This is a genomic window from Cognatishimia sp. 1_MG-2023, from assembly GCF_030548175.1.
In the GTDB taxonomy this organism is placed as follows: Bacteria; Pseudomonadota; Alphaproteobacteria; order Rhodobacterales; family Rhodobacteraceae; genus Cognatishimia.
This window is the reverse complement of sequence record NZ_JAUORX010000003.1, coordinates 154,210-175,642: the sequence shown is the minus strand read 5'-3', so window position 1 is coordinate 175,642 and position 21,433 is coordinate 154,210. Positions and strand designations below refer to the sequence as shown.

The window sequence follows — 21,433 nt, the reverse complement described above, 5'->3', positions numbered from 1 at the left end:
TTTTTTATCACTTCCCAAATTGGGCAACCGCATTTTTGAATTCTTTGGTTGCCGTCATTTCTTGAGCGACTTTAACAGGCACACCACGCGCAATCATGCGTTGAAAAATTAAGGTACCTGGTTTTCCAGCTGCTTTGACAGCTGCCGGTTTTTTTGCGAACGCAGCCTTGCGAAAGGCTTTGCTGTCTTGGCGCGAGGTCATTTGAGCTTTCCAGCTTTCATAGCCCGGGCAACCCACCAAAATGTCGTTTAGCGGTGAGCTGCCAGATTTTTGAACAGCCTTGTAAGCAGCTTCAGCCAGCTTGCATTCGGCAACTACCCCAGCGGACGCCGCTGCGAGCGGTTGCCCTACTGTTACACAAACCAGACTAGCTGCAAAAAGAGAGCGTAAAATCATTATTCTTTTCCCAATATTAATACGTGATTGATACCAAAGTTAGTTTTGAGAGCAACGACATAACTTGGGAAACTTTAGCGAAGAACAATTTCACAACAGTCTTTTCATGCACTCGCCGACTTAGTTGGCAGCTGCGGCTGTCAACTTGCCCAAGGCGCCCTGCATTTTAGCAACAAATGGGGCGTCGGCTGCGATGTCTAGACCGGCAAACATGTCTGCTGGGTCTTCGTAAGTGATCCACACCTGGCCATCGGCATCTTTGTACGCCAGCGCTTTGAGCGGCAGGTAAAGACCGGCACGCGGATCAGCTTGCATCGCTGGCGTGCCCAGTTTTGGGTTCCCGAAAATCAAGACCTGCGCGTCATCCAGTTCTAGATCCACTTTCGCGGCACCGGCTGCGTGATCGACGCGCGCAAATACGGTGGCCCCGGCATTACCAAGCGCGACTTCAAGCGCATCAAGTGCGGCGGTCACGGTTTTTTCGGTCGGCACTTTGATCAGCTCTGCGGCGGCTGGGATGGCTGCGGTCATGGCGATGACTCCTGCAAGTAAGAATGACTTCATTTTCTATCTCCAAATAAGAATGCACTGTGCCTTTTTCAGTGGCTACTTGCACGATTTCCAATCACGTTTTTGGCATGGGCAATGTCCCACCGATAAAGCTGCGACACGGGCGCGCATGGGCTTGAAATCAACCGGTTTCAGGGTGATCTGTTTTAAAAGACCACAACCAGAGATAAGCCATGCCTACGCGTGTTCGGAAAATTGCTTTGCCCACCAATAGCCTTTTGCATGGCTATATGTCTGGCGATGACTTCGTGGATTGTTTTGCCGCCCCGGCCACAATTTCCCCGCGGCAGGCGGCAGAGATCATCGTGGAATTTCCCGGCTGGGCGCAACCGCTGTTAAAGCTGCGCAGCCTGATCACATCGCCCTTTGGGCTAAGTCAGGATGGACCAGAAGCCGCAGATAAGCTGGGCCCTTTTCCAGTTGATCAAGAAACAGAGCATGAGATTATCGCAGGCTTTGACGACAAACATCTGAACTTTCGCGTCAGCGTGATGTGCCGGGATGGGCGATTGTCACTGGCCACTTGGGTGCATCCGCATAATTTTGGCGGGCGGCTGTATTTGGCGACGATCTTACCGTTTCATATCTTGATTGCGCGCAATGGTGTCGCGCGGGCGGCTGCGGCGCAAACTCCGCCATTGGCGACCGCCCCATAAGCAGGTATGAGGGCGCCCAAGAGGTGCCCAAATGCTAAAAACCCGTCTGATCCCCTGTCTGGATGTTGCTGATGGCCGTGTGGTCAAAGGCGTGAACTTTGTCGGCCTGCGTGACGCTGGCGACCCTGTTGAAGCGGCCCGCGCCTATGACGCGGCTGGCGCTGACGAGATTTGTTTTCTGGATATCCACGCGACTCATGAAAATCGCGGCACGATGTTTGATATGGTGCGTCGCACGGCGGAACAGTGTTTTGTACCGCTGACAGTTGGTGGCGGTGTACGCACCAAAGATGATGTGCGGGCCTTGCTTTTGTCGGGTGCTGACAAGGTGTCGTTTAACTCTGCAGCAGTCGCAAATCCTGATGTGATCGCCGAAAGCGCCGATCAATTTGGCAGCCAATGTATTGTCTGCGCGATTGATGCCAAAACCGTCTCTCCCGGCAAGTGGGAGATTTTCACACATGGCGGACGAAAAGAAACCGGCATTGATGCGGTTGAATTTGCGCGTCTTGTGGCCAGCAAGGGGGCTGGTGAAATCCTGCTGACCAGCATGGATCGCGATGGCACCAAGTCTGGCTTTAACCTGCCGCTGACCAAAGCGATTTCTGATGCGGTGAATGTGCCGGTGATTGCCTCGGGTGGTGTTGGCAATTTGGATCACCTCGTCGAAGGTGTGACCAAAGGCGGTGCATCCGCTGTGCTGGCCGCGTCTATTTTCCACTTTGGCGAATACACGGTACAAGAAGCCAAAGAACACATGATCGCCAACGGCATTCCGATGAGGCTGCAATGAACACGCTAGATACCCTTGCCCAAACCATCACCGAACGCGCGAAAGCGGACCCTGATAGCAGCTGGACAGCCAAGTTGTTAGCCAAAGGCCCAGAAAAATGTGCCGAAAAGTTTGGCGAAGAAGCCGTTGAAGCCATCATCGAAGCAGTGAAAGACAACCGCGAGGGGCTGATCTCTGAATCCGCAGACGTGCTCTTTCACCTGCTGGTCATGCTGCAATCGCGCGGCATCGCCTTGGACGAGGTGCTGGCGGAACTCGACCGCCGTCAAGGCACCAGCGGCATCGCCGAAAAGGCTGCGCGCCCTAAGTCCTGATTTTTCTTGATCCAAATACCTTGGGGGGAGCGGTGAACCACAGGTTCGCCGTGGGGGGCAACGCCCCCCTGCCCGGCCTAAAGACCTAGCATAACCCGAGGGTATTCGATTTTCGGGCAACGGTTCATCACCACTGTCACCTTGCGCGCGCGCGCTTTTTTGGCGGCACCCTCGTGTTCCACACCAAGCTGCATCCAGATGGTTTTAAGCCCCGGTAGGTGTTCCAACGCGGCATCCACAACCTCTGGCACCGCATCAGAGCGGCGGAAGACGTCGACCATGTCTACGGGTTCATCAATATCCGCCAGCGAGGCGCGGATCGTGGTGCCAAAGACTTCGGTGCCTGCGTGGCCGGGATTAACCGGAATCACCTTATAACCTTGGGACACAAGGTACTTCGCCACATAATGGCTGGGCCGCGAGGGGTTCATTGAAAAGCCAACAACTGCGATGGTTTTGGTGTTTTCAAAGATCTCTAAGAGATCAGAATCAGAATAATTTTCCATGAGTCCTAGCTATTGCATATTGGCTGCACAAAAAAGCGCCCGGAAAAACTCCGGGCGCAGTGCGGAACGAGGGACAGTGAAGTGAGAGCAAGAGTTCCGGTCTTGCCCTCCTGTTACTGAGATATGCCTTAATCTCGATCTTTAAAGAGGATGTAAGAAACTTGTGAACAACTTGTTAATTCAGCAAGTTTTCCAATTTAGCCTCAGGCCTCTAGGACTGTCGGCCAATTTGCGTCCGCGCGTTCAACGAATCCGGGAATGTCTTTGCGCCATTTTGCGCGGACAGATTTGTTGAAATTCAGGTAAAGTTTGCCATCATGGATCGTCCAAGCATCAGCATCTGTTTTGGCAGTTGCGCCATGGGCAACGGCAAAGGCGCAGTAGCCGCCGTATTGTGGGGCATAGGCAGATGGATCAGCTTGGAAGGCCTTCATATTATCGGCAGAGGCAAAGTGCCATGTCGCACCTTTGTGGTTCACGGCAAAGGCTGCATCGCCTTTTACGTGGGTTTTCTGGGTGAAAAAGGCGACCGTGTCATAGCCTTTGATGGCGATGCCATTTGGGGCGTAAATTTCGGGTTTTGCGGCCAGCGCAGGTGTGGCCAAAGTAAATGCGGCGGGCGCTGCGGCGGCGCTGATCAAAAAGGTACGGCGGTTAAGCATGACTGTCTCCATCATTCGTGTCTGATTGGAGAATAGGCAGGCATTGCCCCGGCCCAAAGGGGTCTTACGCGGATGTGATCGTGCGCGAGCGAATGTTTCAGTCGAAAATATCAATGATGTCGTCGAGACCATCAAAGAGCTGCTTGCTCCAACTCTTCTTTTTCTTCTTGTAGTATTTGTTTTTCTTCAAGGGCTTAGAGTAGGATCGCGGTTTGTCGTAGTGCTGTTGTTTTTCAACACGGCGCGGTTCGATCGGCATCTGTTTCAATTCATGCAAGGGCGCGCCGCAAGAGCTGCAGGCCAGCTCATGTTGCACTTTTCCGCCCAAACGAAGTGCTGCGCGGGTGCCGCAATAACAGCAGGTTGCGATTTTGGTGCCCATGGTCTGCCCTGTTCTGCCTGATTGTTGCCGCCGATATTGCCATCGGCGGCATCGCTTTCAAGACGTTAGCCTTTGGCGCGTGCCGCATAAAGGGCGACGGCGGCAGCGTTGGAAACGTTTAGGGACCCAAAGCTGTTGGCGAAGTCGATTTTCACCAGTTGATCCACGGTCTCTTTGGTCTTTTCGCGCAGGCCGGGACCTTCGGCGCCCATGACCAATGCAACCGCGCGGTCGCGCTTGCCTTCCATGGCGTCGTCGATTGTGGTTTCTGCTTCGCCATCAAGCCCCAGCACGATGTAACCCATGTTTTGCAGCTCTACGATGGTGTCAGACAGATTGCGCAACCGTAGGTAAGGCTGTCTTTCCAGCGCGCCAGAGGCGGTTTTTGCCAAGGCGCCGGTTTCTGGCGCGGAATGGTGGCGTGTGCCGATCACGGCTTGGGCGCCAAAAACTTCGGCAGATCGTAGGATTGCGCCCACATTATGTGGATCAGTGACCCGATCCAGCAGCACAAGACGCGGTGGAAGGTCGGCATTGCCACCGATGGCGCGGTCTTGCAAAGAGCCCCAATTCAGCGGCTTCACCTCTAGTGCTGCGCCTTGGTGTACGGACTGTGGGTCCAACACCTTTGGGAAACGGCGCGGATCGACCATTTCAGGCTCCATGCCGGATTCGGTGATTGCTTCGGCCAATTTATCGCCTGCGTTGCGCGTTACGATAAGGCGAAGCTTTTCACGGGCTGGGTTTAAAAGCGCATCGCGCACCGCATGGAGGCCAAATAGCCAAACGGTTTCAGCGGCTGCAACTTTTTTCGCCTGCTCTTTCTCTACGACCCACTTGGGTTTTTTCATTGTCTTAAGCCTTATCTAAAGCGTTGTTTGAATCCCAAAACACTTGTTTTTCAACAGCGGTTTGGACCCATTTGACCGTGTGGGCGTTTGGAAATCCCCCTGTGCCTCAGGGCTATTTCGAAACGCTTTAAACGCGAGGCATACCAATGCAGTGAAGACGGACGATCTTCAAGAGATTTTCTTGTTGACGGCCCCAGACAAGGCCTGTAATCAGCGCCTCACATTCAGCGTTTAACGTTGGACAGTGGGCGACAGGCCGCAAGGTGTGGCAGGGGACTGTAACTCCCTCGAGGCGACTCACGCCTGGTTCGATTCCAGGGTCGCCCACCATTTAACTAAGCACGATAAGTGCTTATTCTAAATGCAAAAAGACGGATCCTTCGGGGTCCGTTTTTTGTTTTCATAAGTTGCCATTCTTCTGTGATCGTTTTGTTAAACTGGTGCTTGCGGGCTTGTATGCCTTGGCCCTTTTGCGCATGGTCTGGCGAAAGAAGAGCTGCATGGGATGACGCATATGATTTTGTCACAGACTGTCAAAGATGGGTTGCTGGCGGCCGTGCGCGAGGCCGGTAAAACGGAGATTATGCCGCGGTTTCGCAACCTGCCTGAAGGGTCGATTGAAAGCAAAGCCCATGCGGATGATTTGGTGACGATTGCCGATAAGCGATCTGAGTTACTGATTGCAGAGCGCGCCGCAAAGCTGTTGCCCAGCGCCTTGATTATTGGTGAGGAAGCAGTGGCGGACGACCCCGCGTTGTTGGGGAAAATGGCGGATGCGGATGTGTCTGTTGTGATTGATCCGATTGACGGAACGTCTGCTTTTGTCAGTGGCTTGGCCACCTTTGGGGTGCTGTTGGCCGTGCGCGTGAATGGGCAAACCGAATATGGGCTGCTTTATGATCCCATCATGGATGATTGGGTGGTTGCAGAGCGCGGCCAGGGTACGCAGTTTGTGAATGCGGCTGGGAAGTCGCGGCAATTGCGTGTGCCAGCGGTTAAGCCGATGGATCAAATGCAGGGATACGTACCGCTTTATCTGTTTCCGAAAGATCAGCAGCCGATCATTGCGCAGGCTTATCCGAAATTCAAACGCATCACGACATTGCGGTGTTCGTGCCATGAGTATCGCATGATGGCGACAGGGCATTCAGATTTTACGTTGAATCCGATGTCAAAGCCTTGGGATCACATGGCAGGTATATTGGCGCTAGAGGAATGCGGGGGCCGCGTCGAAAGCCATGACGGCCTGCCCTATGATCCGACGGACCCTAAGGGGCCATTGTGGGCCTTTGCGTTTGAGGATCGCGCGACACAGGACAAAATCAAGGCCAGCTTTTTGGGGTAACGCGATTGGCGATATGGGGGTTACTTACCCTCGAGGAAATCAATCGCTTCTAGGATCGTCGCGGTGAGATCGTCAAAGAAACCGGGTTTTGTCACATCAACCAAGCCAAGCTCTGCGTCTGGGCCTTCGGTGGCTATCTTATCTGAAGGTGTAACAGCGAAGCGGGCTTTGCGTGTGGTCAGCAGCTCGCGATAGCTTGCGCCTTTGCCGTGTTTCAGCACGTTAATGGCCAGATAGGACTGATAGGCCCGATCCGCGAGGTCAGCTTTGCCGTTTTCGAGCAGCAATGCTTTGAGCTTACGCGAGAATGGGCCGCGTTTGAAATGGTGCTGCATGCGGGATTCAAAGACAGAATGGATGTCGACGGCGGCCAGCTCTAGCGCTTTGACCGCTGCGTGATGATCGGTGGTTTCGCCCTGCCCGTCTGTCTGCGTTGCATTACCTGCAATGCGATCTTCTAACGCTTTTGCATTCGCCTGTGCCGCTGCGACCAGTTCTGGCAAGCTTTGCAAAGATCCCATTGTTCATACTCCTGAGTGTTTCTCCCCCATTACGCTAAATGGCTGGGAAAGATAGTGGGGTGCGGTAGAAATTCCGCATCACTGCACGAAAGGGTTGTCTGCGTCGATCATGACGGGGTTGCCCCCTAGTGATCAGTGCCTTTCCATGTGACGGGCGTCACATAGACAATGCTGTCATCCACACTAAGCATCACGTCACCGTCTTGAATGTTCACTTGCAACTTCATTGAACGGCTGGCGAGTTTCTCTAGTTCACGGGTGGCGTCCTCTGGGATGTTGAAGACTTGGAGGTTGTCAAAGCGCGTGGTGCTGTTTTTGAGTTTATCCCACCACATCTCTGCTGTGCGACCACCATAGCTGTAGATCATCACATTCTTGGCTTTGGCACAGGATTGGCGCACAATCTTTTCGCTAGGTAGGCCCAGCGCGATCCATAGTTCAAGCTCGCCGCTAAGGCTTTTCTGCCAGATGTCAGGCTCGTCATCTGTGGACAGGCCTTTGGTCAGTTCCAACTGCTCATGTGCATTCAGCGCAAAGGCTAGAATGCGCACCATCATCCGCTCGTCCGTTTCTGACGGATGTTTGGCTACGGTGAGTTTGTGGGTTTCGTAATAGTGACGATCCATATCAGACACGGACAGTTCAACTTTATAGATCGTGGATTTTTGCGCCATGACGGTTCCCAGAATAGCAGCGTTGCGAATGCTTACGTTGTCCGGTGGTTTTGTGAAAGCGGATAACTGAGCGCGGCAGGATTAGATGGCACAGGCTTTTGCTTGTTAAAGCTGGATATGATCAACATTGCAGCGGAGGCGCTCTGATGGCGCTAACCGGGATGCTTCCACCCTTGACAGCATAAGGCTGAAAGTGCACGTCTTCGGGGATGGTTCCGGGGATGCGTAAGGCAAACTTGGATGAAAAGGGAACGTGGTGCTGCATCGCTGAATGTGCATAGTCCACGACTGCCCCCGCAACTGTGAGCGGTATGCGCTTTGTCATAACCACTGGCCTGTTCGGGCTGGGAAGGGACAGAGTGTAACGCCGTAAGTCAGGAGACCTGCCATCCAGATGACTTTTAACCCAGGCGGGGTGTCTGGGCGGGGTTGATACTTGAGATGTGCAACGGGGAGCGGTCCTCAGACATCCAGTCAACTTTTCGCCCAGTGTTTCGTCAATCTGCGGAGGGCAGAATGTTCGACCAGAAGGCGTGTAGGATCGCGGTTTGCACGAGTTGCAAAGACAAACAGTCTGGCGAACGCCAAGGCTATGCTTTGATTGAGACGCTTCGAGCGTCCATTGCTGCTGACCCGCAGATTGATGCGCAATTTCAAGTATCTGGTGTTGCCTGCATGGCGGGGTGCGACCGGCCGTGTACGGTTGGGTTTCATGGTCAGGGCAAGGCAAGCTACCTGTTTGGTGACATGACTTCTGAGCAGGATGTGGCGGATATTGTCGCCTTTGCGAAGCAATATGCGACGTTACAGGATGGTTGGTGTTCTTCTGTTGATCGTCCCGGAAAGCTGCGTAAGTCCACGTTGGCGCGCATTCCTGCGACGCTGTTTAGCCATCCGATGTCTGCGGAGGCCGCGGAATGAAAGCGGCCAGTTTAACCGTAGACAATGTCAGTTGGGGACAAAGCCGTTCTGCGCCTTTGATCCTAAAATCCACGTCTTTTCATCTAGAGGCCGGACGGGTCATGGGGGTTGTTGGAGCCAATGGCGCGGGCAAGACCACGCTATTGCGCATGATCTATCGCCACGCTCGGCCCTTATCTGGCACGGTTGAAGTGGGCGGCGAAGAAATTTGGGCGATGTCGCCACGCGCCTGTGCCCGTAAGATCGCGGCCGTACTGCAAGAACAACCGAATGATTTTGCCCTAAGCGTGCGCGATGTTGTTTCGCTGGGACGTATTCCGCATCGTCAGGGATTTGGCGCGCTGAGTAAACGATGCGCGGAAGCGGTGGATGCCAGCCTGACCCGAATGGAGCTGAGTGACCTGGCGGATCGTGCCTTTGGCACGCTATCGGGCGGTGAACGTCAGCGCACCATGGTTGCGCGCGCCCTAGCGCAGGAACCGAGTGTTTTGGTTTTGGACGAGCCAACCAATCACTTGGACATTCGGCATCAGCTTGAGGTTCTCAAGCTGATTGGCGATCTTGAAGTTACGATTGTGACCTCGCTGCATGACTTGAACATGGCGGCGAGCGTCTGCGACGATATTCTGCTTTTACATCGGGGCGAACAAATCGCGTTCGGCCCCCCTACTGATGTTCTTACGTCTGACCGTGTTGCCAAAGCCTTTGGTGTTCATACGAAAGTTGAAACGCTTTCGGTGAGTGATCGGCAGCACCTTACCTTTGATCTTCATACTTCTGATACGGGACCAAACCCATGAAACATATCTTTAGCGCATTGGCCGTGATGGCCAGCTCTACTGCGGCTTTTGCTGAAACGACTGTTGATAGCTGCAATCGCCAAGTCACATTTGACGCGCCGCCAAAGGCTGCGATTTCTAACGACGTCAATCTGACTGAGATGATGTTGGTGCTTGGCCTTGCGGATCGCATGGTGGGTTACACCGGCATTTCGGGTTGGAAAACCTTGGACGAAGAGATGCGTGCTGGCGTTGAAGAGCTGCCAGAGCTAAGTGCAAAATACCCAACCAAAGAAGTTCTGCTGGGTGCAGATGCTGATTTTTTCTTTGCGGGTTGGAATTACGGCATGAAGGTTGGCGGCGAAGTGACGCCTGAAACGCTGGAGCCGTTTGGTATCAAAGTTTATGAGCTGACTGAAAGCTGCATTTTCGTTGGCGAAAAACCAAAAGTGTCGATTGATGACATGTACAATGACATCGCAAATCTTGGTCGCATCTTTGATGTCGAAGACAAGGCAACGGCATTGATCGACGGCTATAAGGCGGAATTGGCAGAGTTCACTTCTTCGCTGAACAAAGGTGACGAACCACTGCGTGTGTTTGTTTACGACAGCGGCGAAGAAAGCCCATTTACGGCAGGTCGTTACGCGATGCCAACGGCGATGATCGAAGCCGCGGGTGGCCAAAACATCATGGAAGATTTCGAGAAAAGCTGGGCGACGGTGACTTGGGAAGAAGTTGTGGAACGTAACCCAGAGGTCATTGTGATCGTGAACTACGGCAATGTCACCGCCGAGCAAAAGCGCGCGTTTATGATCAACAACCCAGCCTTTGCAGATATTGATGCCGTAAAGAATGACCGCTTTGTCACCTTGGAATATGTCGAGGCCACCCCTGGTCCGCGTAACATCAAGGCGATCAAATCATTGGCGGCCGCGTTCTGGCCGCAAGCTGTGAATTGATCAGCAGAGATTGATGAAAATGACTGACGCAGGAATACAAGAAACACGCCCGATGCGCCTGCGGTCTTTGCGGTTTGCATGGATCGTAGGTGGGCTTGTGGCGTTTCTTGCGTCGGTTAGTTTTGCGGTTTCTGTTGGGGCGGTTCCTATTCCGTTGAGTACCGTTTGGGGCGTGTTGCTGAACCAGCTTAGCCCTGACCTGATTGAACCTACGTGGTCTAAGGGGCGCGCGGCCATCGTTTGGGACATCCGGTTTCCACGCACATTGCTTGCCGCCTTGGTTGGGGCCGGATTGGCGATTGTGGGGGCCGCGTTACAGGCGGTCACGCGCAACCCATTGGCGGACCCTCACCTACTGGGTATTTCATCCGGCGCGGCCTTTGGCGCCATTCTAGCATTGCTGCACACGGGCCTGTTCCTTGGGCTTTTAACAGTGCCGCTGATGGCCTTTGCGGGCGCGTTGTTGGCCACCCTGATCGTGCTTGCCTTGGTGGGCTTCACCGGGGCTTCGGGGGCTGATCGTCTGGTCCTTGTTGGGGTTGCGGTGTCCTTTATTGTGATGGCGGGTGCAAATCTGTTGATTTTCCTTGGCGATCCAAAAGCGGCGCATACGGTGATCTTTTGGATGCTGGGCGGGCTTGGCCTCGCACAATGGGCGCATCTGATTTATCCGCTGATTGTGCTACTGCCCTGCACGCTTTGGATTTGGCTTCGCAGCGCGGATCTGAACGCGATGACAATTGGCGATGAAACGGCGACGACACTTGGCATTCCGGTCAAACGGTTCAGGCTTCAGATTTTCGTGCTTGGCGCGTTGATCACTGGAACCCTCGTTGCCTTTTCCGGCGTCATCGGATTTGTGGGCCTGATGGTTCCCCATATCGTGCGTCTGGTCGTTGGCGGCGACTACACACGCGTCTTGCCTGCCTCGGCACTTTGTGGGGCACTGTTTTTGATCTGGGCCGACATTGCAGCCCGCACGATCATGGCGCCTGAAGACATGCCTATCGGCATCCTAACTGGCCTGATTGGTGGCGTATTCTTCATTTGGCTTCTGCGCAGAGGCCGCGGGCAATAAAGCATAAGCGATCTGATGTAGCAGTTCCCAGCCTCGTCTAAGGTCAGAGGACGTTAGACAAAAGCGCGGAAAACCCAAGTGTTTTCAATGTTGTTTTCGGTAGTGGCGATCCCTGAAGGACTCGAACCCTCAACCTGCTGATTAGAAGTCAGCTGCTCTATCCAGTTGAGCTAAGGGACCGCTGCGCTTTTGTTAGAACAGCGCAAGTGATTTGCCCAGAGGGATTTCACATTGCTGTGCAGAAATGAGGGCTGCTTTGGCCGTCATTTGTGGTTTGGCTTGAATTTGTGTGGGGGTGCTTAAGCAGCAAGACAGAACGCGCGCCGTGGTGGCGGGTATCTGTAGTCGTGATCTGGACCGTAGGGGCTCTACGGTCCAGATCGTCATTTAGGTTTAGCTTAGAAGTGCGCTGAGCGCGCGCCTGCTGGTTTTTCGATTGGTGGCGCGAACTTTGTCAGGTCGATGCCTTTAACCGCAGCTTTGTATTCTTCGACTGTTGGGGTGCGGCCAAGGATGGCAGACAGAACAACAACCGGTGTTGACGCCAGCAGCGATTCACCTTTTTTCTCTGATGTATCTTCTACAACGCGACCTTGGAACAGGCGTGTAGATGTTGCCAGCACTGTGTCGCCTTTGGCGGCTTTTTCCTGGTTACCCATGCAAAGGTTACAGCCCGGACGTTCGAGATACATGATGTTCTCGTATTCGGTGCGCGCTTCGCCTTTTGGGAAAAGGTCATCGAATTCAAAGCCAGAGTATTTCTGCAGGATGTCCCAATCGCCTTCGGCCTTAAGCTCGTCGATGATGTTGTAGGTCGGAGCCGCAACAACCAAAGGTGCGTTGAACTCGACTTTGCCAGAGGCTTCTTCGAGGTTCTTCAGCATCTGAGCAACGATTTTCATGTCGCCTTTGTGGACCATGCAAGAGCCAACAAAGCCCAGATCAACCTTTTTGTCGCCACCGTAGTAGGACACAGGGCGGATGGTGTCGTGGGTATAGCGTTTGGACACATCAGCGTTGTTTACGTCTGGGTCAGCAATCATTGGTTCGTTGATCTCATCCAGATCAACTACAACTTCGGCAAAGTATTTCGCGTTGTCATCAGGTGTCAGCGCAGGCTTATCACCGGATTGGATTTCAGCGATACGCTTGTCTGCTTTGTTGATCAGACCCTGCAGTGTTTGCGCTTGGTTATCCATGCCTTTGTCGATCATGATCTGGATGCGGCCTTTGGCCAGTTCCAGAGAGCCGATCAGCGTTTCATCTTCTGATATACAGATAGACGCTTTGGCCTTCATCTCTGCAGTCCAGTCAGTGAAGGTGAACGCTTGGTCCGCGAGCAATGTGCCGATGTGGACTTCGATGATGCGGCCTTGGAAGACGTTATCGCCGAATTGCTTAAGCATCTGCGATTGTGTGGCGTGCACCACGTCGCGGAAGTCCATGTAATCTTTCATTTCACCTTTGAAGGTGACTTTGACAGATTCAGGGATTGGCATGGTTGCTTCGCCAGTCGCCAAGGCCAGAGCCACGGTGCCAGAGTCCGCACCGAATGCGACGCCTTTGGACATACGTGTGTGGCTGTCGCCGCCAATGGTGATGTCCCAGTCATCCACGGTGATGTCGTTCAGAACCTTGTGAATAACGTCGGTCATGGCGTGGTATTCGCCTTTTGGATCACGCGCGGTGATCAGACCGAATTTGTTCATGAAGCTCATCAGCTTAGGGATGTTGGCTTGTGCCTTTTTGTCCCAAACAGAGGCTGTGTGACAGCCAGACTGATACGCGCCATCCACGGATGGGGAGATCACGGTTGCCGCCATCGCCTCGAGCTCTTGCGAGGTCATCAGGCCAGTGGTGTCTTGGGAGCCAACGATGTTCACTTTGACACGAACGTCGGAGCCCGCGTGCAGCGCAGTTTTAGCAAAGACGCCACGTGCGTTTTTGTTGAAGATCTTTTCAACTGCTGTCAGGCCTTGGCCCTCGTGCGAAATCTCTTTGGATGGTGCAAAGGCTGATTTCAGCTCTTGGCCCAGAGTTTCGGCTGCGAATGTCTGAAGCTTTTTACCAAAGACGATGGCGTAAGAGCCGCCTGCTTTGATGAATTCAACCTTTTGCGGTGTCAGAGCAGAGGAGATGTCCACCAGCTCTTTGTCGCCTTCGTACAGTTTTTTGGTTTTGGTGTTGATGGTCAGCACTTTGCCGGTTTCAACAGAATAGGTCTGTTCGAGAACCGCGTCGCCATTTGCATCCAGAACGGTGTTGCCGTCTGCATCTTTTTTCTTAACCCAGTTTTTCAGGTCAAGACCGATGCCGCCGGTCACGCCAACGGTGGTCAAAAAGATCGGGGAAATGCCGTTTGTGCCCGCAACGATTGGGGCGAAGTTCACAAATGGAACATATGGGCTGGCTTGCTTACCGGTCCACAGAGCCACGTTGTTCACGCCGGACATACGGGAAGAGCCAACACCCATGGTGCCTTTTTCCGCGATCAGCATGACGCGTGCGTCTGGGTTTGCTTTTTGCAGTTCTTGGATTTCGGCCTGCGCTTCTGGGGAAATCATGCATTTGCCGTGCAATTCACGGTCAGAACGCGAGTGCGCTTGGTTGCCCGGTGACAAAAGGTCAGTCGAGATGTCGCCTTCGGCAGCGATATAAGTAACGACTTTGATCTCTTCGTCGATCTCAGGCAGCTTAGTAAAGAACTCTGCCTTGGCGTAGCTTTCCAGGATCTCTGTTGCGATGGCGTTGCCAGCAGCATGGGCTGCGGCCAGACGATCGGTGTCTGCTTCGTATAGGAAGAACTGCGTTTTCAGAACCTCTGCCGCTTGTTTTGCAACAGATGCGTCATCACCCAGTGCCAGTTCGAGAAGTGCATCAACGGATGGGCCACCCTTCATGTGGGACAGCAGTTCAAACGCGAAAGTTGGCGTGATTTCGGCGACGGTTTCTGTGCCTAGGATGATCTCTTTCAGGAACTGCGCCTTTTCAACAGCCGCGCTCGTGGTGCCGGGCAGCGTGTTGTAAATAAAGAAGTTCAAAGAGTCGTCGCGGTGCTCGTTACCAGTGTCTTTGATCTGAGCGATAAGTTCTTTTACCAGCGCGCCGTCATCGATGGGCTTTGGTTTCAAATCTTGCTCTTTACGGGTAGCAATTTCATTTAGGTAGTCAGTGTACAAGCTCATGATGTTTCCAACGGTTAGCTGCCAGATTGAATTCAAGCTTTGGGTCTAAGACACCTCTGTCTGGCCAAAGCTCAACTGCGTTGTATGCCGTAGTATACGAAGCAGATTATGGATGCAAGACGTCTATATATAAGGCCCTGCCGCAGATGATAGCCCCCTTAAAGCAGCTATCCCTTAATGGAGATTTACGAAGCGCGTCCCTGCAGAAACGACAAAAGCCCCGGATGTCCGGGGCTTTTCGCTGGCTGACACCTTGGGAACTCCAAGGTTTAGGACATGCCAAGCGCTTCTTTGTACATTTCGAGAACCGCCTCTTCTTCGGCAATGTCATTCTCGTCGCGTTTGCGCAGCGCGATCAGCTTTCGCATCACCTTGGTGTCATAGCCGCGCCCCTTGGCTTCGGCCATCACCTCTTTTTGGTGATCCATGATGTCTTTCTTTTCCTGCTCAAGACGCTCAATGCGTTCAATGAACTGGCGCAGCTCGTCGGCTGTAACCCGGTAACTTGCCTCTGTGACGTCGTCGGACATTCTTTGCTCCTGTCTCTCTTTTGCGGGCACCCTAACGACGCGATTAATTCCCTGCAAGCCGGCAATCGCCATCAAAGACTTGCGAGCGGCAATGCAATCCTTTAGGCGACAGCACACCAAAGGAAAAAGGGCGTGTGGCTATGGGATGGCTCATCTGGGTTGGCACATTTATTTCGGTTGTGGGTTTGGCAGGCTTGATGCTGTCAGTCGTCAAAGTCTTTAAGCTGCGCAAACAGGGTTTGCCTGACGAAGAGATGCGTGACGCGATCCAAAAGGTCATGCCGCTGAACCTTGGTTCCTTGTTTCTATCCGTGATCGGCCTGATGGTTGTGATGCTGGGTATTTTCTTTAGCTAACCACATCATTCAAACTGGCGAATTGTTTGCCGTTTTTGATGAGATCCAGCAGCAGTGGATCAGGGGCAAGCAAATCGGTTTGTCCGTTTAACACGTTGCGCAGTGATAAAAGCCCGGTCAGATCAGCGGCCTTAAGCGGGCCACCGCGATGACGTGGAAAGCCGTAGCCCTTGATCATCAACACATCAATGTCTGCGGGGCGTTCAACCACCTTATCACGCACCAGCTTTGCCCCTGCGTTGGCCATAGCAGCTGCAAGCCGCAGTTGGATTTCTGCATCTGGAATATCCCGCGCACCTGCGTCGCGTAACGCTGCAATGGCCTCGTTGGCCATGTCATTGGCAGGGCGGCTGCGTTGACCCGGTTCGTAATTGTAGAACCCTGCCCCGCTGTCTTTGCCTAAAAACCCTGCCTCAGACAGGCTGGTCAGCACGGGCAACTGCGGATCGCTGCCATCGGTAACACGCAGAGCAAGCGCCAATGCGGCGGGAATGCCGCGCAGGTCGAGCGCTTGGAACGGACCCATCGGGAAACCGTAGTCGCGCATGGCGGCATCAATAGCCGCAAAATCGGCGCCCTCGCGCAGCAGCTGGTCCGCCATTTGCCACAAGGCGACCAGAATGGTGCCCGCGGCAAGGCCGGGACAGTTGCGGACTGGGATCACGGTTTTGCCAAGCTGACCGGCAAATCGTGCACCTGCGGCTACGGCAAAGCTACTGGCCTCTGCCCCTGCGACAAGCTCGACGGCGGGTTTGACCTGCGCCGGAGACGGAATGTGCAGGCCGATGACTTGCTGTGCACGGCCTGCGGCCTCGGCACATTCGGCGAGATCAACCAAGGTGCTGGTGCTGGCTAATACCGCGTGGCCCGGCAGAATATGACCCAATTCGCTGAACATCTTTAACTTGGCATCGCGATTGCCGTAGGTGGTTTCGATCACCAGATCGGCGCCTGCACAATCCGCCACATCGCGCGAGACTTCTAGATTGTCGATCAGGTCTTCGATTTCGACATCAGTGATCCGACGGCGCTGAAACTCTTGCTCTAAGACCATTTGGATTTTGTCGTGAGTATCAGCAATATCTGTTGTCGCTGGCGACACAAAGGTCACCGTAATTGCGTGCAATAGGCAATCCGCAGCAAGGCCAATGCCCACGGCGGTTTCGCCCAGAATCGCGACATGGCCAAGTTTGGCATAGTTTTGCGCCAGTTGCTCGCCCACGTGTGCAAGGTGTCGTTCGGCTATTAAAACATGACGCAATGCCGCCGGACGATCACGACGCAGGCAGGCATTGAACGCCTCGTGTTCAAGGTCTAATCCGGCTTCGAATGGCAAGAGCGGCGCGGCTTCGACGCATCGAAGAATATCCAAGCCTGCTTGGCCTTTGCTTTGGGCCATGGTTTTCAAATTGGCGACCGCGTCTTGATAGGCGAAAGGATCAGCAAACCCCTCACGACGGTCCGCACTGGGCAAGGGTGTTGTGTCTTGCTCGGCCAAGCTAACCGCAAAGCGTTCTGCGCCTGACGCAAAATCACCCGTAATTTCCGCATCAAAGACAGGCCCAAGCGCTGCACCAGACACAGCGCGACCGCTTAGCATTAAATGCAACGTCGCCTCTGCCCCAATCAGACGGGGCAACCGCTGTGTGCCGCCACAGATGGGCGGCAGGCCAATGGTGATGCCGGGGAACCCAATACGCAGATCAGGGGCTGCCAAACGATAATGCGCCGCAAGCGCAAGTTCGAACCCAGCGCCCAGCACGTCACCCTGAAGTGCGGCAATGACAGGTTTGGGGCTGTTTTCGATTTGGTCACACAGATCAAGCAGCGCTTGGCGGCTTGGATCTTCGTCGAGCCAATTTAAATCAATTCCGCGCGAAAAATGTTCGCCAGATGCGGAAAGCAAAATAACCGCAACCTCGGGCTCCGCGATCGCGGCCTGAAGTGCAGCAGTGAGTTGCGTACAAAGAAGGCGCGACACCGCGTTGTCGCGCCCGTGGCTAATGTTCAAAATCTCAACAGCGCCGTGACGCCTGCAGTTGACCAATGTCGCCACTGTCCCCTCCGAACCAATCAAAAACCTTAATTGTTCCTATTAGTACGGACCCGGAGCCATCTGGCAAGCATCTAAGTGATTGGTCACACTGGCATATTGTCGAATGACGCCTCTACGGCCTCGTCCACCAGTTCCATATCTAATCGCGAAAGCGGTCTTGGAACTGTGCCACCCTGTCGCCGGATCGTTTCTAGCGTACGATGTAATTGGTCATGTAGAGCAAATCTATCTGGGCCATCGGTCTCTGGAATGAGTGTTGCTATTCCTTGAGCCTTTTCAACGAGTTCTGATACGTTCAATTGCTTATCCTCCCCTAAGCGAATTCAACTTAAGCGCGAATCCAGCACGCTTATGCTGTGAAACGGTTTTTTAAATTACAAGTGTAATATGCCCCCCTTCTGGAAAACCTGACCTCCCTAAGATCAGGCGCTTAAAGTTTAAGCTTGGACTCTTAATCGGCCGAAAGCTATCATTATGTTAACTTCAAACCTTACACTTGTGACGTAACATTTCCACGACTTTCTGACGAAGCGCCTTGATCTGGCGCAAAGTTGCTCTGTTCCCCTTTACATATTCAATAAATGAAATATGTATTCAACAAAGGAGAGGCCCATGACCCCGAATGTGACGGCATTTTTTGATGAAGCGACCAATACAGTGTCCTACGTCGTAGCGGACCCAAACGGCAGCGCCTGCGCGGTGATCGATAGCGTGCTGGATTTTGACTATGCGTCGGGCAACACGGATACCAAATCCGCTGATGCGGTGATTGCCTTTGTGCGTGACTCGGGGCTTACGGTTGAATGGCTCCTGGAAACGCATGTGCATGCAGATCACCTATCTGCGGCGCCCTATTTGCAGGAAAAGCTGGGTGGTCAAATCGGCATTGGCGACCGGATCACAGTGGTTCAAGACACATTCGGCAAAGTGTTCAACGAAGGCACAGAGTTTCAACGGGATGGCAGCCAATTCGACCGGCTGTTTGTGGATGGCGACAGCTTGATGATCGGGCAAATGCGCTGTGACATCATGCATACGCCGGGCCACACCCCTGCCTGTATGACATTTGTGATCGGTGATTGCGCCTTTGTTGGTGACACGTTGTTTATGCCCGATTTCGGCACGGCCCGCTGTGATTTTCCGGGTGGGTCATCCGAGCTGCTGTTCCAGTCGATCCAACGTATTCTGTCCCTGCCCGACGAAACACGGGTTTTCGTTGGCCACGACTACAAAGCTCCGGGGCGCGATCAATTTGCATGGGAAACCACGGTGGCCGAAGAGAAAGCCAGCAATGTTCATATTGGTGGCGATGCTTCAAAAGAGCGCTTTATTGCGATGCGCGATGCGCGGGATGCGACATTGTCAAAGCCCAAGCTGATCATCCCATCCCTGCAAGTAAACATGCGCGCAGGCAACATGCCGGAACCAGATGCAGATGGGGATGTCTATCTAAAGGTTCCACTGAATAAACTCTAACTGAGGCAAAGAATGCAGACAGATTGGATATATGGCCTGCTTGGCGGGTTGATGATTGGCATGGGTGGCGCAGTGTTTCTGCTAGCCAATGGCCGTATTATGGGTGCCAGCGGCATTCTGGGTGGTTTGGTAGATGGGTCGGGTCGAAACACAGCCCGTGAACGGTTGGTGTTTCTGGCAGGTGTTTTTCTGTTGCCGCTTTTGATGACACCGCTCTTTGGGCCAATTGATACACATGCGCCGACTAATATTGCCGTGCTTGTTGCGGGTGGATTGCTGGTTGGCGTTGGCACACGGATCGCAAATGGCTGCACTTCGGGGCACGGCGTTTGCGGCATTTCGCGGATGAACCTACGTGGAATTGTGGCAACTGTTTTCTACATCTTAGCGGGCGGTCTGACCGTCATCCTATTCCGTCACATTCTAGGAGTGATCTAATGCAGCGTTTGATTTTCGCACTTTTGGCGGGCGGATTGTTTGGCATGGGATTGCGTGTGTCAGGCATGACCGACACAGCCAAGGTGCAAGGATGGCTGGATATTTTTGGAAATTGGGACCCAACGCTGGCCTTTGTGATGGGCGGCGCGATTATCCCCATGGCCATTGCTTGGCGTCTGACAGAGGGGCGCAAACCGATTGTTGGGGGTGAATTCCCAGCTAAGCCGGATCAGAAATTAGGCCGAAATTTGGTGGTTGGTTCCGTCCTCTTTGGCATGGGTTGGGGATTGGCCGGGCTATGCCCTGGGCCTGCCGTGGCATCGTTAAGTTACGGGGGTTGGCCGCATCTGGTGTTCTTTGCAGCAATGATCCTAGGCATGTGGGCCGCACCAATGGTGCGCGGCGAACTGGACAGACGCATTCCAGCCGAGTAAGCAGCACCTATGGATATTCGCGAGATCACCCCCCGCTATTGTGTCTCCCCGCAGATTTCTGTGGAGGACATACCGTCGCTCGTTGAGTTTGGTTTCACATGCCTTATCTGCAACCGCCCCGACGTTGAAATTCCACCGTCTCATCAGGCGGCAACGATGCAAGCGGCGGCTGAGGCGGCTGGGTTAAAGTTTGTGATCAATCCGCTGACCCATGATTCTATGACCGAAGAACGGCTTGGCCTACAACGTCAGGTGCTTGAAGAGTCACCGGGCAAAGTATTGGCCTATTGTGCGTCTGGCACGCGGTCCACTGTCGCGTGGATATTGGGGCATGCCGGCAGCGTGCCGACGGATGATCTGTTTCTAGCGGCCGCACAGGGTGGGTATCAGCTGGATGCGCTGCGCCCACAGGTCGAATATCTCGCTCAGAAATCGGGCGGCCAGAGCTAAGGCAATTGCGTCAATTGATCTAGGTCGTCGAGGCCTAGGTCAAACTCATCCACCTGACTTTCGGTTGCTTGCGTCACTTGCAGAGGTGCTGGTTCAGCGTGAACAGCGGGTAGCTTTTCCTCTTTTGGTTTGGGCTTCTTAGCTGGTAATGCCTCTGGCTCTGCGGTGATATCTGGCAAAACCAATCTCACAGCACGTTGACCATTCATTTGCCCAAGCGCGCCGCTCGCCATGACATCCCCACAGTGAATTTCCAGCGACGTTTCCTGCAAGGCCATCTTCGGAACCTCTAACAAATCCCCCGGGGCAAGAGATTTGAATTTGTCATAAGGCATTGTAATCCGGTGTAAAACCGCGCGCATCTCAGCTGGAGCCAGCATGACGTTTTCACGAAACAGCTGTGCTTTCGCCTCGCGGGCCTCATCGCTAAACTCATCAACTGCAGCAACTTTGTCGTTGGGTAATACCAATTGCATCCGGCCTTTTTGGCCAATCTCGCCAAGCGATAATTCAATGTCATAGATGCTAAAACCGTTACCCGCCAAAGACAGAACCAGCGTGCGCCGATCCTCAACCATGCTTCCGAAATGATGGCCCGCGCCCCAATCAGACGACTCAAGCGCGCCAAACGCCCGATCACAAGCACCCAACATCCCATCCAAGACTGAAGACATCAGCGCCGCGTCCACCGCCGTTGGCGTGCGTGTTGCATCAACAGCCTTTCCCAGAACACGACCCATTGTCAGATGCTCTAGCAATGCACGCATGCATTCAAAACTAACAATAGCAGCGCCCGTCGCGCCTTCTGGTCCTTCGAGCAATAGAAACAGCCCAACCTCATCCAGGTTGGATTGCAGATCATCCATGCGATACGCGGACATGCGAACGGAACTCACCAAAAGTGGCAAGGCGAACTGATCCTCGGCAGCGCGTGAGAAAACCAGCGGCAAGCCACGTTCAATCGCCGATCCTGTTCCGCGTGTTGCATCATTAGATTTGCGCAACAATGTTTGTCTTTGTATTTCGCCCATGGTCCCCGCCGAATTTTTCCTGGCGCAAGACGACCATAAGACTCAGACGGTTACGAATATCTTTAT

General features: G+C 53.6%; 26 protein-coding genes, 2 tRNA genes and 1 riboswitch. Of the genes, 14 read left to right on the top strand and 14 right to left on the bottom strand.

Translation table 11 applies throughout. The annotated features are described in order from the left end of the window. Window positions 1-7: 7 nt before the first annotated feature. A complete protein-coding gene (locus tag Q4544_RS06190) occupies window positions 8-397 on the bottom strand; it encodes a hypothetical protein (RefSeq protein WP_303504627.1) in 390 nt (129 codons plus the stop codon). A 120-nt stretch (window positions 398-517) separates the two neighbouring features. Beyond that, the gene (locus tag Q4544_RS06185; RefSeq protein ID WP_303504626.1) at window positions 518-961 is read right to left on the bottom strand and encodes a DUF302 domain-containing protein; all 444 of its coding nucleotides are present in this window, start codon (window positions 959-961) and stop codon (window positions 518-520) included. Window positions 962-1,140: 179 nt separating this feature from the next. Here Q4544_RS06185 and Q4544_RS06180 point away from each other — a divergent pair, with 179 nt between their 5' ends. Genes Q4544_RS06180 through Q4544_RS06170 form a run of 3 tightly spaced genes read left to right on the top strand, consistent with a single transcriptional unit; the run spans window position 1,141 to window position 2,730 of the window. Beyond that, a complete protein-coding gene (locus tag Q4544_RS06180; RefSeq protein ID WP_303504625.1) occupies window positions 1,141-1,623 on the top strand; it encodes a DUF2867 domain-containing protein in 483 nt (160 codons plus the stop codon). A gap of 31 nt (window positions 1,624-1,654) precedes the next feature. Beyond that, a complete protein-coding gene (hisF, locus tag Q4544_RS06175) occupies window positions 1,655-2,416 on the top strand; it encodes an imidazole glycerol phosphate synthase subunit HisF (protein WP_303504624.1) in 762 nt (253 codons plus the stop codon). Next, the gene (locus Q4544_RS06170; RefSeq protein WP_303504623.1) at window positions 2,413-2,730 is read left to right on the top strand and encodes a phosphoribosyl-ATP diphosphatase; all 318 of its coding nucleotides are present in this window, start codon (window positions 2,413-2,415) and stop codon (window positions 2,728-2,730) included. The genes hisF and Q4544_RS06170 overlap by 4 nt, the downstream gene beginning before the upstream one ends. A 77-nt stretch (window positions 2,731-2,807) precedes the next feature. On the opposite strand, the gene Q4544_RS06165 is transcribed toward Q4544_RS06170, so the two are convergent. The 4 genes from Q4544_RS06165 to rlmB form a co-directional block, all read right to left on the bottom strand. Then, window positions 2,808-3,236 (bottom strand): CoA-binding protein, encoded by a 429-nt coding sequence (locus Q4544_RS06165; RefSeq protein WP_303504622.1) that lies wholly within the window; start codon window positions 3,234-3,236, stop codon window positions 2,808-2,810. 203 nt (window positions 3,237-3,439) lie between these two features. Beyond that, the gene (locus tag Q4544_RS06160) at window positions 3,440-3,898 is read right to left on the bottom strand and encodes a YHS domain-containing (seleno)protein (protein ID WP_303504621.1); all 459 of its coding nucleotides are present in this window, start codon (window positions 3,896-3,898) and stop codon (window positions 3,440-3,442) included. Between the two features lie 97 nt (window positions 3,899-3,995). Continuing rightward, window positions 3,996-4,280 carry a hypothetical protein gene (locus tag Q4544_RS06155; RefSeq protein ID WP_303504620.1) on the bottom strand — a complete coding sequence of 95 codons (285 nt, stop codon included), beginning with the start codon at window positions 4,278-4,280 and terminating at the stop codon, window positions 3,996-3,998. A gap of 65 nt (window positions 4,281-4,345) precedes the next feature. Further along, window positions 4,346-5,131, bottom strand: a complete 786-nt coding sequence (gene rlmB / locus Q4544_RS06150) for a 23S rRNA (guanosine(2251)-2'-O)-methyltransferase RlmB (protein ID WP_303504619.1) — start codon at window positions 5,129-5,131, stop codon at window positions 4,346-4,348. 246 nt (window positions 5,132-5,377) lie between these two features. On the opposite strand from rlmB, the gene Q4544_RS06145 reads away from it, so the two are divergent. Together Q4544_RS06145 and Q4544_RS06140 are read left to right on the top strand one after the other, a co-directional pair. Continuing rightward, window positions 5,378-5,461, top strand: a tRNA-Tyr gene (locus Q4544_RS06145). Window positions 5,462-5,636: 175 nt separating this feature from the next. Continuing rightward, on the top strand, window positions 5,637-6,476 hold the full coding sequence (locus Q4544_RS06140; RefSeq protein ID WP_303504618.1) for an inositol monophosphatase: 840 nt from the start codon (window positions 5,637-5,639) through the stop codon (window positions 6,474-6,476). A gap of 20 nt (window positions 6,477-6,496) precedes the next feature. Here Q4544_RS06140 and Q4544_RS06135 read toward each other — a convergent pair whose 3' ends face one another. Further along, window positions 6,497-6,997, bottom strand: a complete 501-nt coding sequence (locus Q4544_RS06135; RefSeq protein WP_303504617.1) for a hypothetical protein — start codon at window positions 6,995-6,997, stop codon at window positions 6,497-6,499. Between the two features lie 125 nt (window positions 6,998-7,122). Further along, entirely contained in the window at window positions 7,123-7,671 is a 549-nt protein-coding gene (locus Q4544_RS06130) for a YaeQ family protein (RefSeq protein WP_303504616.1), read from the bottom strand. Window positions 7,672-7,864: 193 nt separating this feature from the next. Next, window positions 7,865-8,077, top strand: a riboswitch (cobalamin riboswitch). A gap of 110 nt (window positions 8,078-8,187) precedes the next feature. Here Q4544_RS06130 and Q4544_RS06125 point away from each other — a divergent pair. The 4 genes from Q4544_RS06125 to Q4544_RS06110 are packed head-to-tail and all read left to right on the top strand — an operon-like array spanning window position 8,188 to window position 11,411. Then, window positions 8,188-8,592, top strand: coding sequence for a DUF1636 domain-containing protein (locus Q4544_RS06125; RefSeq protein ID WP_303504615.1), 405 nt, complete (start codon window positions 8,188-8,190; stop codon window positions 8,590-8,592). Then, complete coding sequence (locus Q4544_RS06120) at window positions 8,589-9,392, top strand: ABC transporter ATP-binding protein (protein WP_303504614.1); 804 nt, start codon at window positions 8,589-8,591, stop codon at window positions 9,390-9,392. The genes Q4544_RS06125 and Q4544_RS06120 overlap by 4 nt, the downstream gene beginning before the upstream one ends. Further along, on the top strand, window positions 9,389-10,333 hold the full coding sequence (locus Q4544_RS06115; RefSeq protein WP_303504613.1) for an ABC transporter substrate-binding protein: 945 nt from the start codon (window positions 9,389-9,391) through the stop codon (window positions 10,331-10,333). Before Q4544_RS06120 ends, Q4544_RS06115 begins: the two co-directional genes overlap by 4 nt. Window positions 10,334-10,385: 52 nt before the next feature. Next, on the top strand, window positions 10,386-11,411 hold the full coding sequence (locus tag Q4544_RS06110) for an iron ABC transporter permease (RefSeq protein WP_303504976.1): 1,026 nt from the start codon (window positions 10,386-10,388) through the stop codon (window positions 11,409-11,411). Window positions 11,412-11,514: 103 nt separating this feature from the next. Here the strand turns inward: Q4544_RS06110 and Q4544_RS06105 are convergent. From Q4544_RS06105 to Q4544_RS06095, 3 genes are all read right to left on the bottom strand, one after another. Beyond that, window positions 11,515-11,591 (bottom strand) — tRNA-Arg (locus tag Q4544_RS06105). Window positions 11,592-11,809: 218 nt separating this feature from the next. Continuing rightward, complete coding sequence (locus Q4544_RS06100; RefSeq protein WP_303504611.1) at window positions 11,810-14,596, bottom strand: bifunctional aconitate hydratase 2/2-methylisocitrate dehydratase; 2,787 nt, start codon at window positions 14,594-14,596, stop codon at window positions 11,810-11,812. A 269-nt stretch (window positions 14,597-14,865) separates the two neighbouring features. After that, entirely contained in the window at window positions 14,866-15,126 is a 261-nt protein-coding gene (locus tag Q4544_RS06095) for a DUF2312 domain-containing protein (protein WP_303504610.1), read from the bottom strand. A gap of 140 nt (window positions 15,127-15,266) precedes the next feature. Here Q4544_RS06095 and Q4544_RS06090 point away from each other — a divergent pair, with 140 nt between their 5' ends. Further along, window positions 15,267-15,482 (top strand): hypothetical protein, encoded by a 216-nt coding sequence (locus Q4544_RS06090; protein ID WP_303504609.1) that lies wholly within the window; start codon window positions 15,267-15,269, stop codon window positions 15,480-15,482. Here Q4544_RS06090 and Q4544_RS06085 read toward each other — a convergent pair. Further along, entirely contained in the window at window positions 15,475-17,538 is a 2,064-nt protein-coding gene (locus Q4544_RS06085) for a 3-hydroxyacyl-CoA dehydrogenase NAD-binding domain-containing protein (protein ID WP_303504608.1), read from the bottom strand. The two genes, Q4544_RS06090 and Q4544_RS06085, sit on opposite strands and share 8 nt — an antisense overlap. A gap of 83 nt (window positions 17,539-17,621) precedes the next feature. Continuing rightward, window positions 17,622-17,837 carry a hypothetical protein gene (locus Q4544_RS06080; protein ID WP_303504607.1) on the bottom strand — a complete coding sequence of 72 codons (216 nt, stop codon included), beginning with the start codon at window positions 17,835-17,837 and terminating at the stop codon, window positions 17,622-17,624. 313 nt (window positions 17,838-18,150) lie between these two features. On the opposite strand from Q4544_RS06080, the gene Q4544_RS06075 reads away from it, so the two are divergent. From Q4544_RS06075 to Q4544_RS06060, 4 genes are read left to right on the top strand one after another with little or no spacing between them, the layout of a single operon-like run. Then, window positions 18,151-19,014: an MBL fold metallo-hydrolase gene (locus Q4544_RS06075; protein WP_303504606.1), complete on the top strand. Its 864-nt coding sequence runs from the start codon at window positions 18,151-18,153 to the stop codon at window positions 19,012-19,014. 12 nt (window positions 19,015-19,026) lie between these two features. Further along, window positions 19,027-19,452 carry a YeeE/YedE family protein gene (locus Q4544_RS06070; protein ID WP_303504605.1) on the top strand — a complete coding sequence of 142 codons (426 nt, stop codon included), beginning with the start codon at window positions 19,027-19,029 and terminating at the stop codon, window positions 19,450-19,452. Then, on the top strand, window positions 19,452-19,886 hold the full coding sequence (locus Q4544_RS06065) for a YeeE/YedE family protein (protein WP_303504604.1): 435 nt from the start codon (window positions 19,452-19,454) through the stop codon (window positions 19,884-19,886). Before Q4544_RS06070 ends, Q4544_RS06065 begins: the two co-directional genes overlap by 1 nt. Before the next feature lie 9 nt (window positions 19,887-19,895). After that, entirely contained in the window at window positions 19,896-20,336 is a 441-nt protein-coding gene (locus tag Q4544_RS06060; RefSeq protein ID WP_303504603.1) for a TIGR01244 family sulfur transferase, read from the top strand. On the opposite strand, the gene Q4544_RS06055 is transcribed toward Q4544_RS06060, so the two are convergent. Then, a complete protein-coding gene (locus tag Q4544_RS06055; RefSeq protein WP_303504602.1) occupies window positions 20,333-21,367 on the bottom strand; it encodes a FliM/FliN family flagellar motor C-terminal domain-containing protein in 1,035 nt (344 codons plus the stop codon). The two genes, Q4544_RS06060 and Q4544_RS06055, sit on opposite strands and share 4 nt — an antisense overlap. Between the last annotated feature and the right edge of the window lie 66 nt (window positions 21,368-21,433).

Excerpts from the sequence above, each read along its gene's own strand:
- Q4544_RS06070 (WP_303504605.1), top strand. The coding sequence starts at position 19,027 with ATGCAGACAGATTGGATATATGGCCTGCTTGGCGGGTTGATGATTGGC.
- Q4544_RS06055 (WP_303504602.1), bottom strand. The coding sequence starts at position 21,367 with ATGGGCGAAATACAAAGACAAACATTGTTGCGCAAATCTAATGATGCA.
- Q4544_RS06090 (WP_303504609.1), top strand. The coding sequence starts at position 15,267 with ATGGGATGGCTCATCTGGGTTGGCACATTTATTTCGGTTGTGGGTTTG.
- Q4544_RS06140 (WP_303504618.1), top strand. The coding sequence starts at position 5,637 with ATGACGCATATGATTTTGTCACAGACTGTCAAAGATGGGTTGCTGGCG.
- Q4544_RS06155 (WP_303504620.1), bottom strand. The coding sequence starts at position 4,280 with ATGGGCACCAAAATCGCAACCTGCTGTTATTGCGGCACCCGCGCAGCA.
- Q4544_RS06135 (WP_303504617.1), bottom strand. The coding sequence starts at position 6,997 with ATGGGATCTTTGCAAAGCTTGCCAGAACTGGTCGCAGCGGCACAGGCG.
- Q4544_RS06180 (WP_303504625.1), top strand. The coding sequence starts at position 1,141 with ATGCCTACGCGTGTTCGGAAAATTGCTTTGCCCACCAATAGCCTTTTG.
- Q4544_RS06100 (WP_303504611.1), bottom strand. The coding sequence starts at position 14,596 with ATGAGCTTGTACACTGACTACCTAAATGAAATTGCTACCCGTAAAGAG.
- Q4544_RS06190 (WP_303504627.1), bottom strand. The coding sequence starts at position 397 with ATGATTTTACGCTCTCTTTTTGCAGCTAGTCTGGTTTGTGTAACAGTA.
- Q4544_RS06130 (WP_303504616.1), bottom strand. The coding sequence starts at position 7,671 with ATGGCGCAAAAATCCACGATCTATAAAGTTGAACTGTCCGTGTCTGAT.
- hisF (WP_303504624.1), top strand. The coding sequence starts at position 1,655 with ATGCTAAAAACCCGTCTGATCCCCTGTCTGGATGTTGCTGATGGCCGT.
- rlmB (WP_303504619.1), bottom strand. The coding sequence starts at position 5,131 with ATGAAAAAACCCAAGTGGGTCGTAGAGAAAGAGCAGGCGAAAAAAGTT.
- Q4544_RS06110 (WP_303504976.1), top strand. The coding sequence starts at position 10,386 with ATGCGCCTGCGGTCTTTGCGGTTTGCATGGATCGTAGGTGGGCTTGTG.
- Q4544_RS06065 (WP_303504604.1), top strand. The coding sequence starts at position 19,452 with ATGCAGCGTTTGATTTTCGCACTTTTGGCGGGCGGATTGTTTGGCATG.
- Q4544_RS06115 (WP_303504613.1), top strand. The coding sequence starts at position 9,389 with ATGAAACATATCTTTAGCGCATTGGCCGTGATGGCCAGCTCTACTGCG.
- Q4544_RS06185 (WP_303504626.1), bottom strand. The coding sequence starts at position 961 with ATGAAGTCATTCTTACTTGCAGGAGTCATCGCCATGACCGCAGCCATC.
- Q4544_RS06170 (WP_303504623.1), top strand. The coding sequence starts at position 2,413 with ATGAACACGCTAGATACCCTTGCCCAAACCATCACCGAACGCGCGAAA.
- Q4544_RS06075 (WP_303504606.1), top strand. The coding sequence starts at position 18,151 with ATGACCCCGAATGTGACGGCATTTTTTGATGAAGCGACCAATACAGTG.
- Q4544_RS06160 (WP_303504621.1), bottom strand. The coding sequence starts at position 3,898 with ATGCTTAACCGCCGTACCTTTTTGATCAGCGCCGCCGCAGCGCCCGCC.
- Q4544_RS06095 (WP_303504610.1), bottom strand. The coding sequence starts at position 15,126 with ATGTCCGACGACGTCACAGAGGCAAGTTACCGGGTTACAGCCGACGAG.
- Q4544_RS06120 (WP_303504614.1), top strand. The coding sequence starts at position 8,589 with ATGAAAGCGGCCAGTTTAACCGTAGACAATGTCAGTTGGGGACAAAGC.
- Q4544_RS06125 (WP_303504615.1), top strand. The coding sequence starts at position 8,188 with ATGTTCGACCAGAAGGCGTGTAGGATCGCGGTTTGCACGAGTTGCAAA.
- Q4544_RS06165 (WP_303504622.1), bottom strand. The coding sequence starts at position 3,236 with ATGGAAAATTATTCTGATTCTGATCTCTTAGAGATCTTTGAAAACACC.
- Q4544_RS06060 (WP_303504603.1), top strand. The coding sequence starts at position 19,896 with ATGGATATTCGCGAGATCACCCCCCGCTATTGTGTCTCCCCGCAGATT.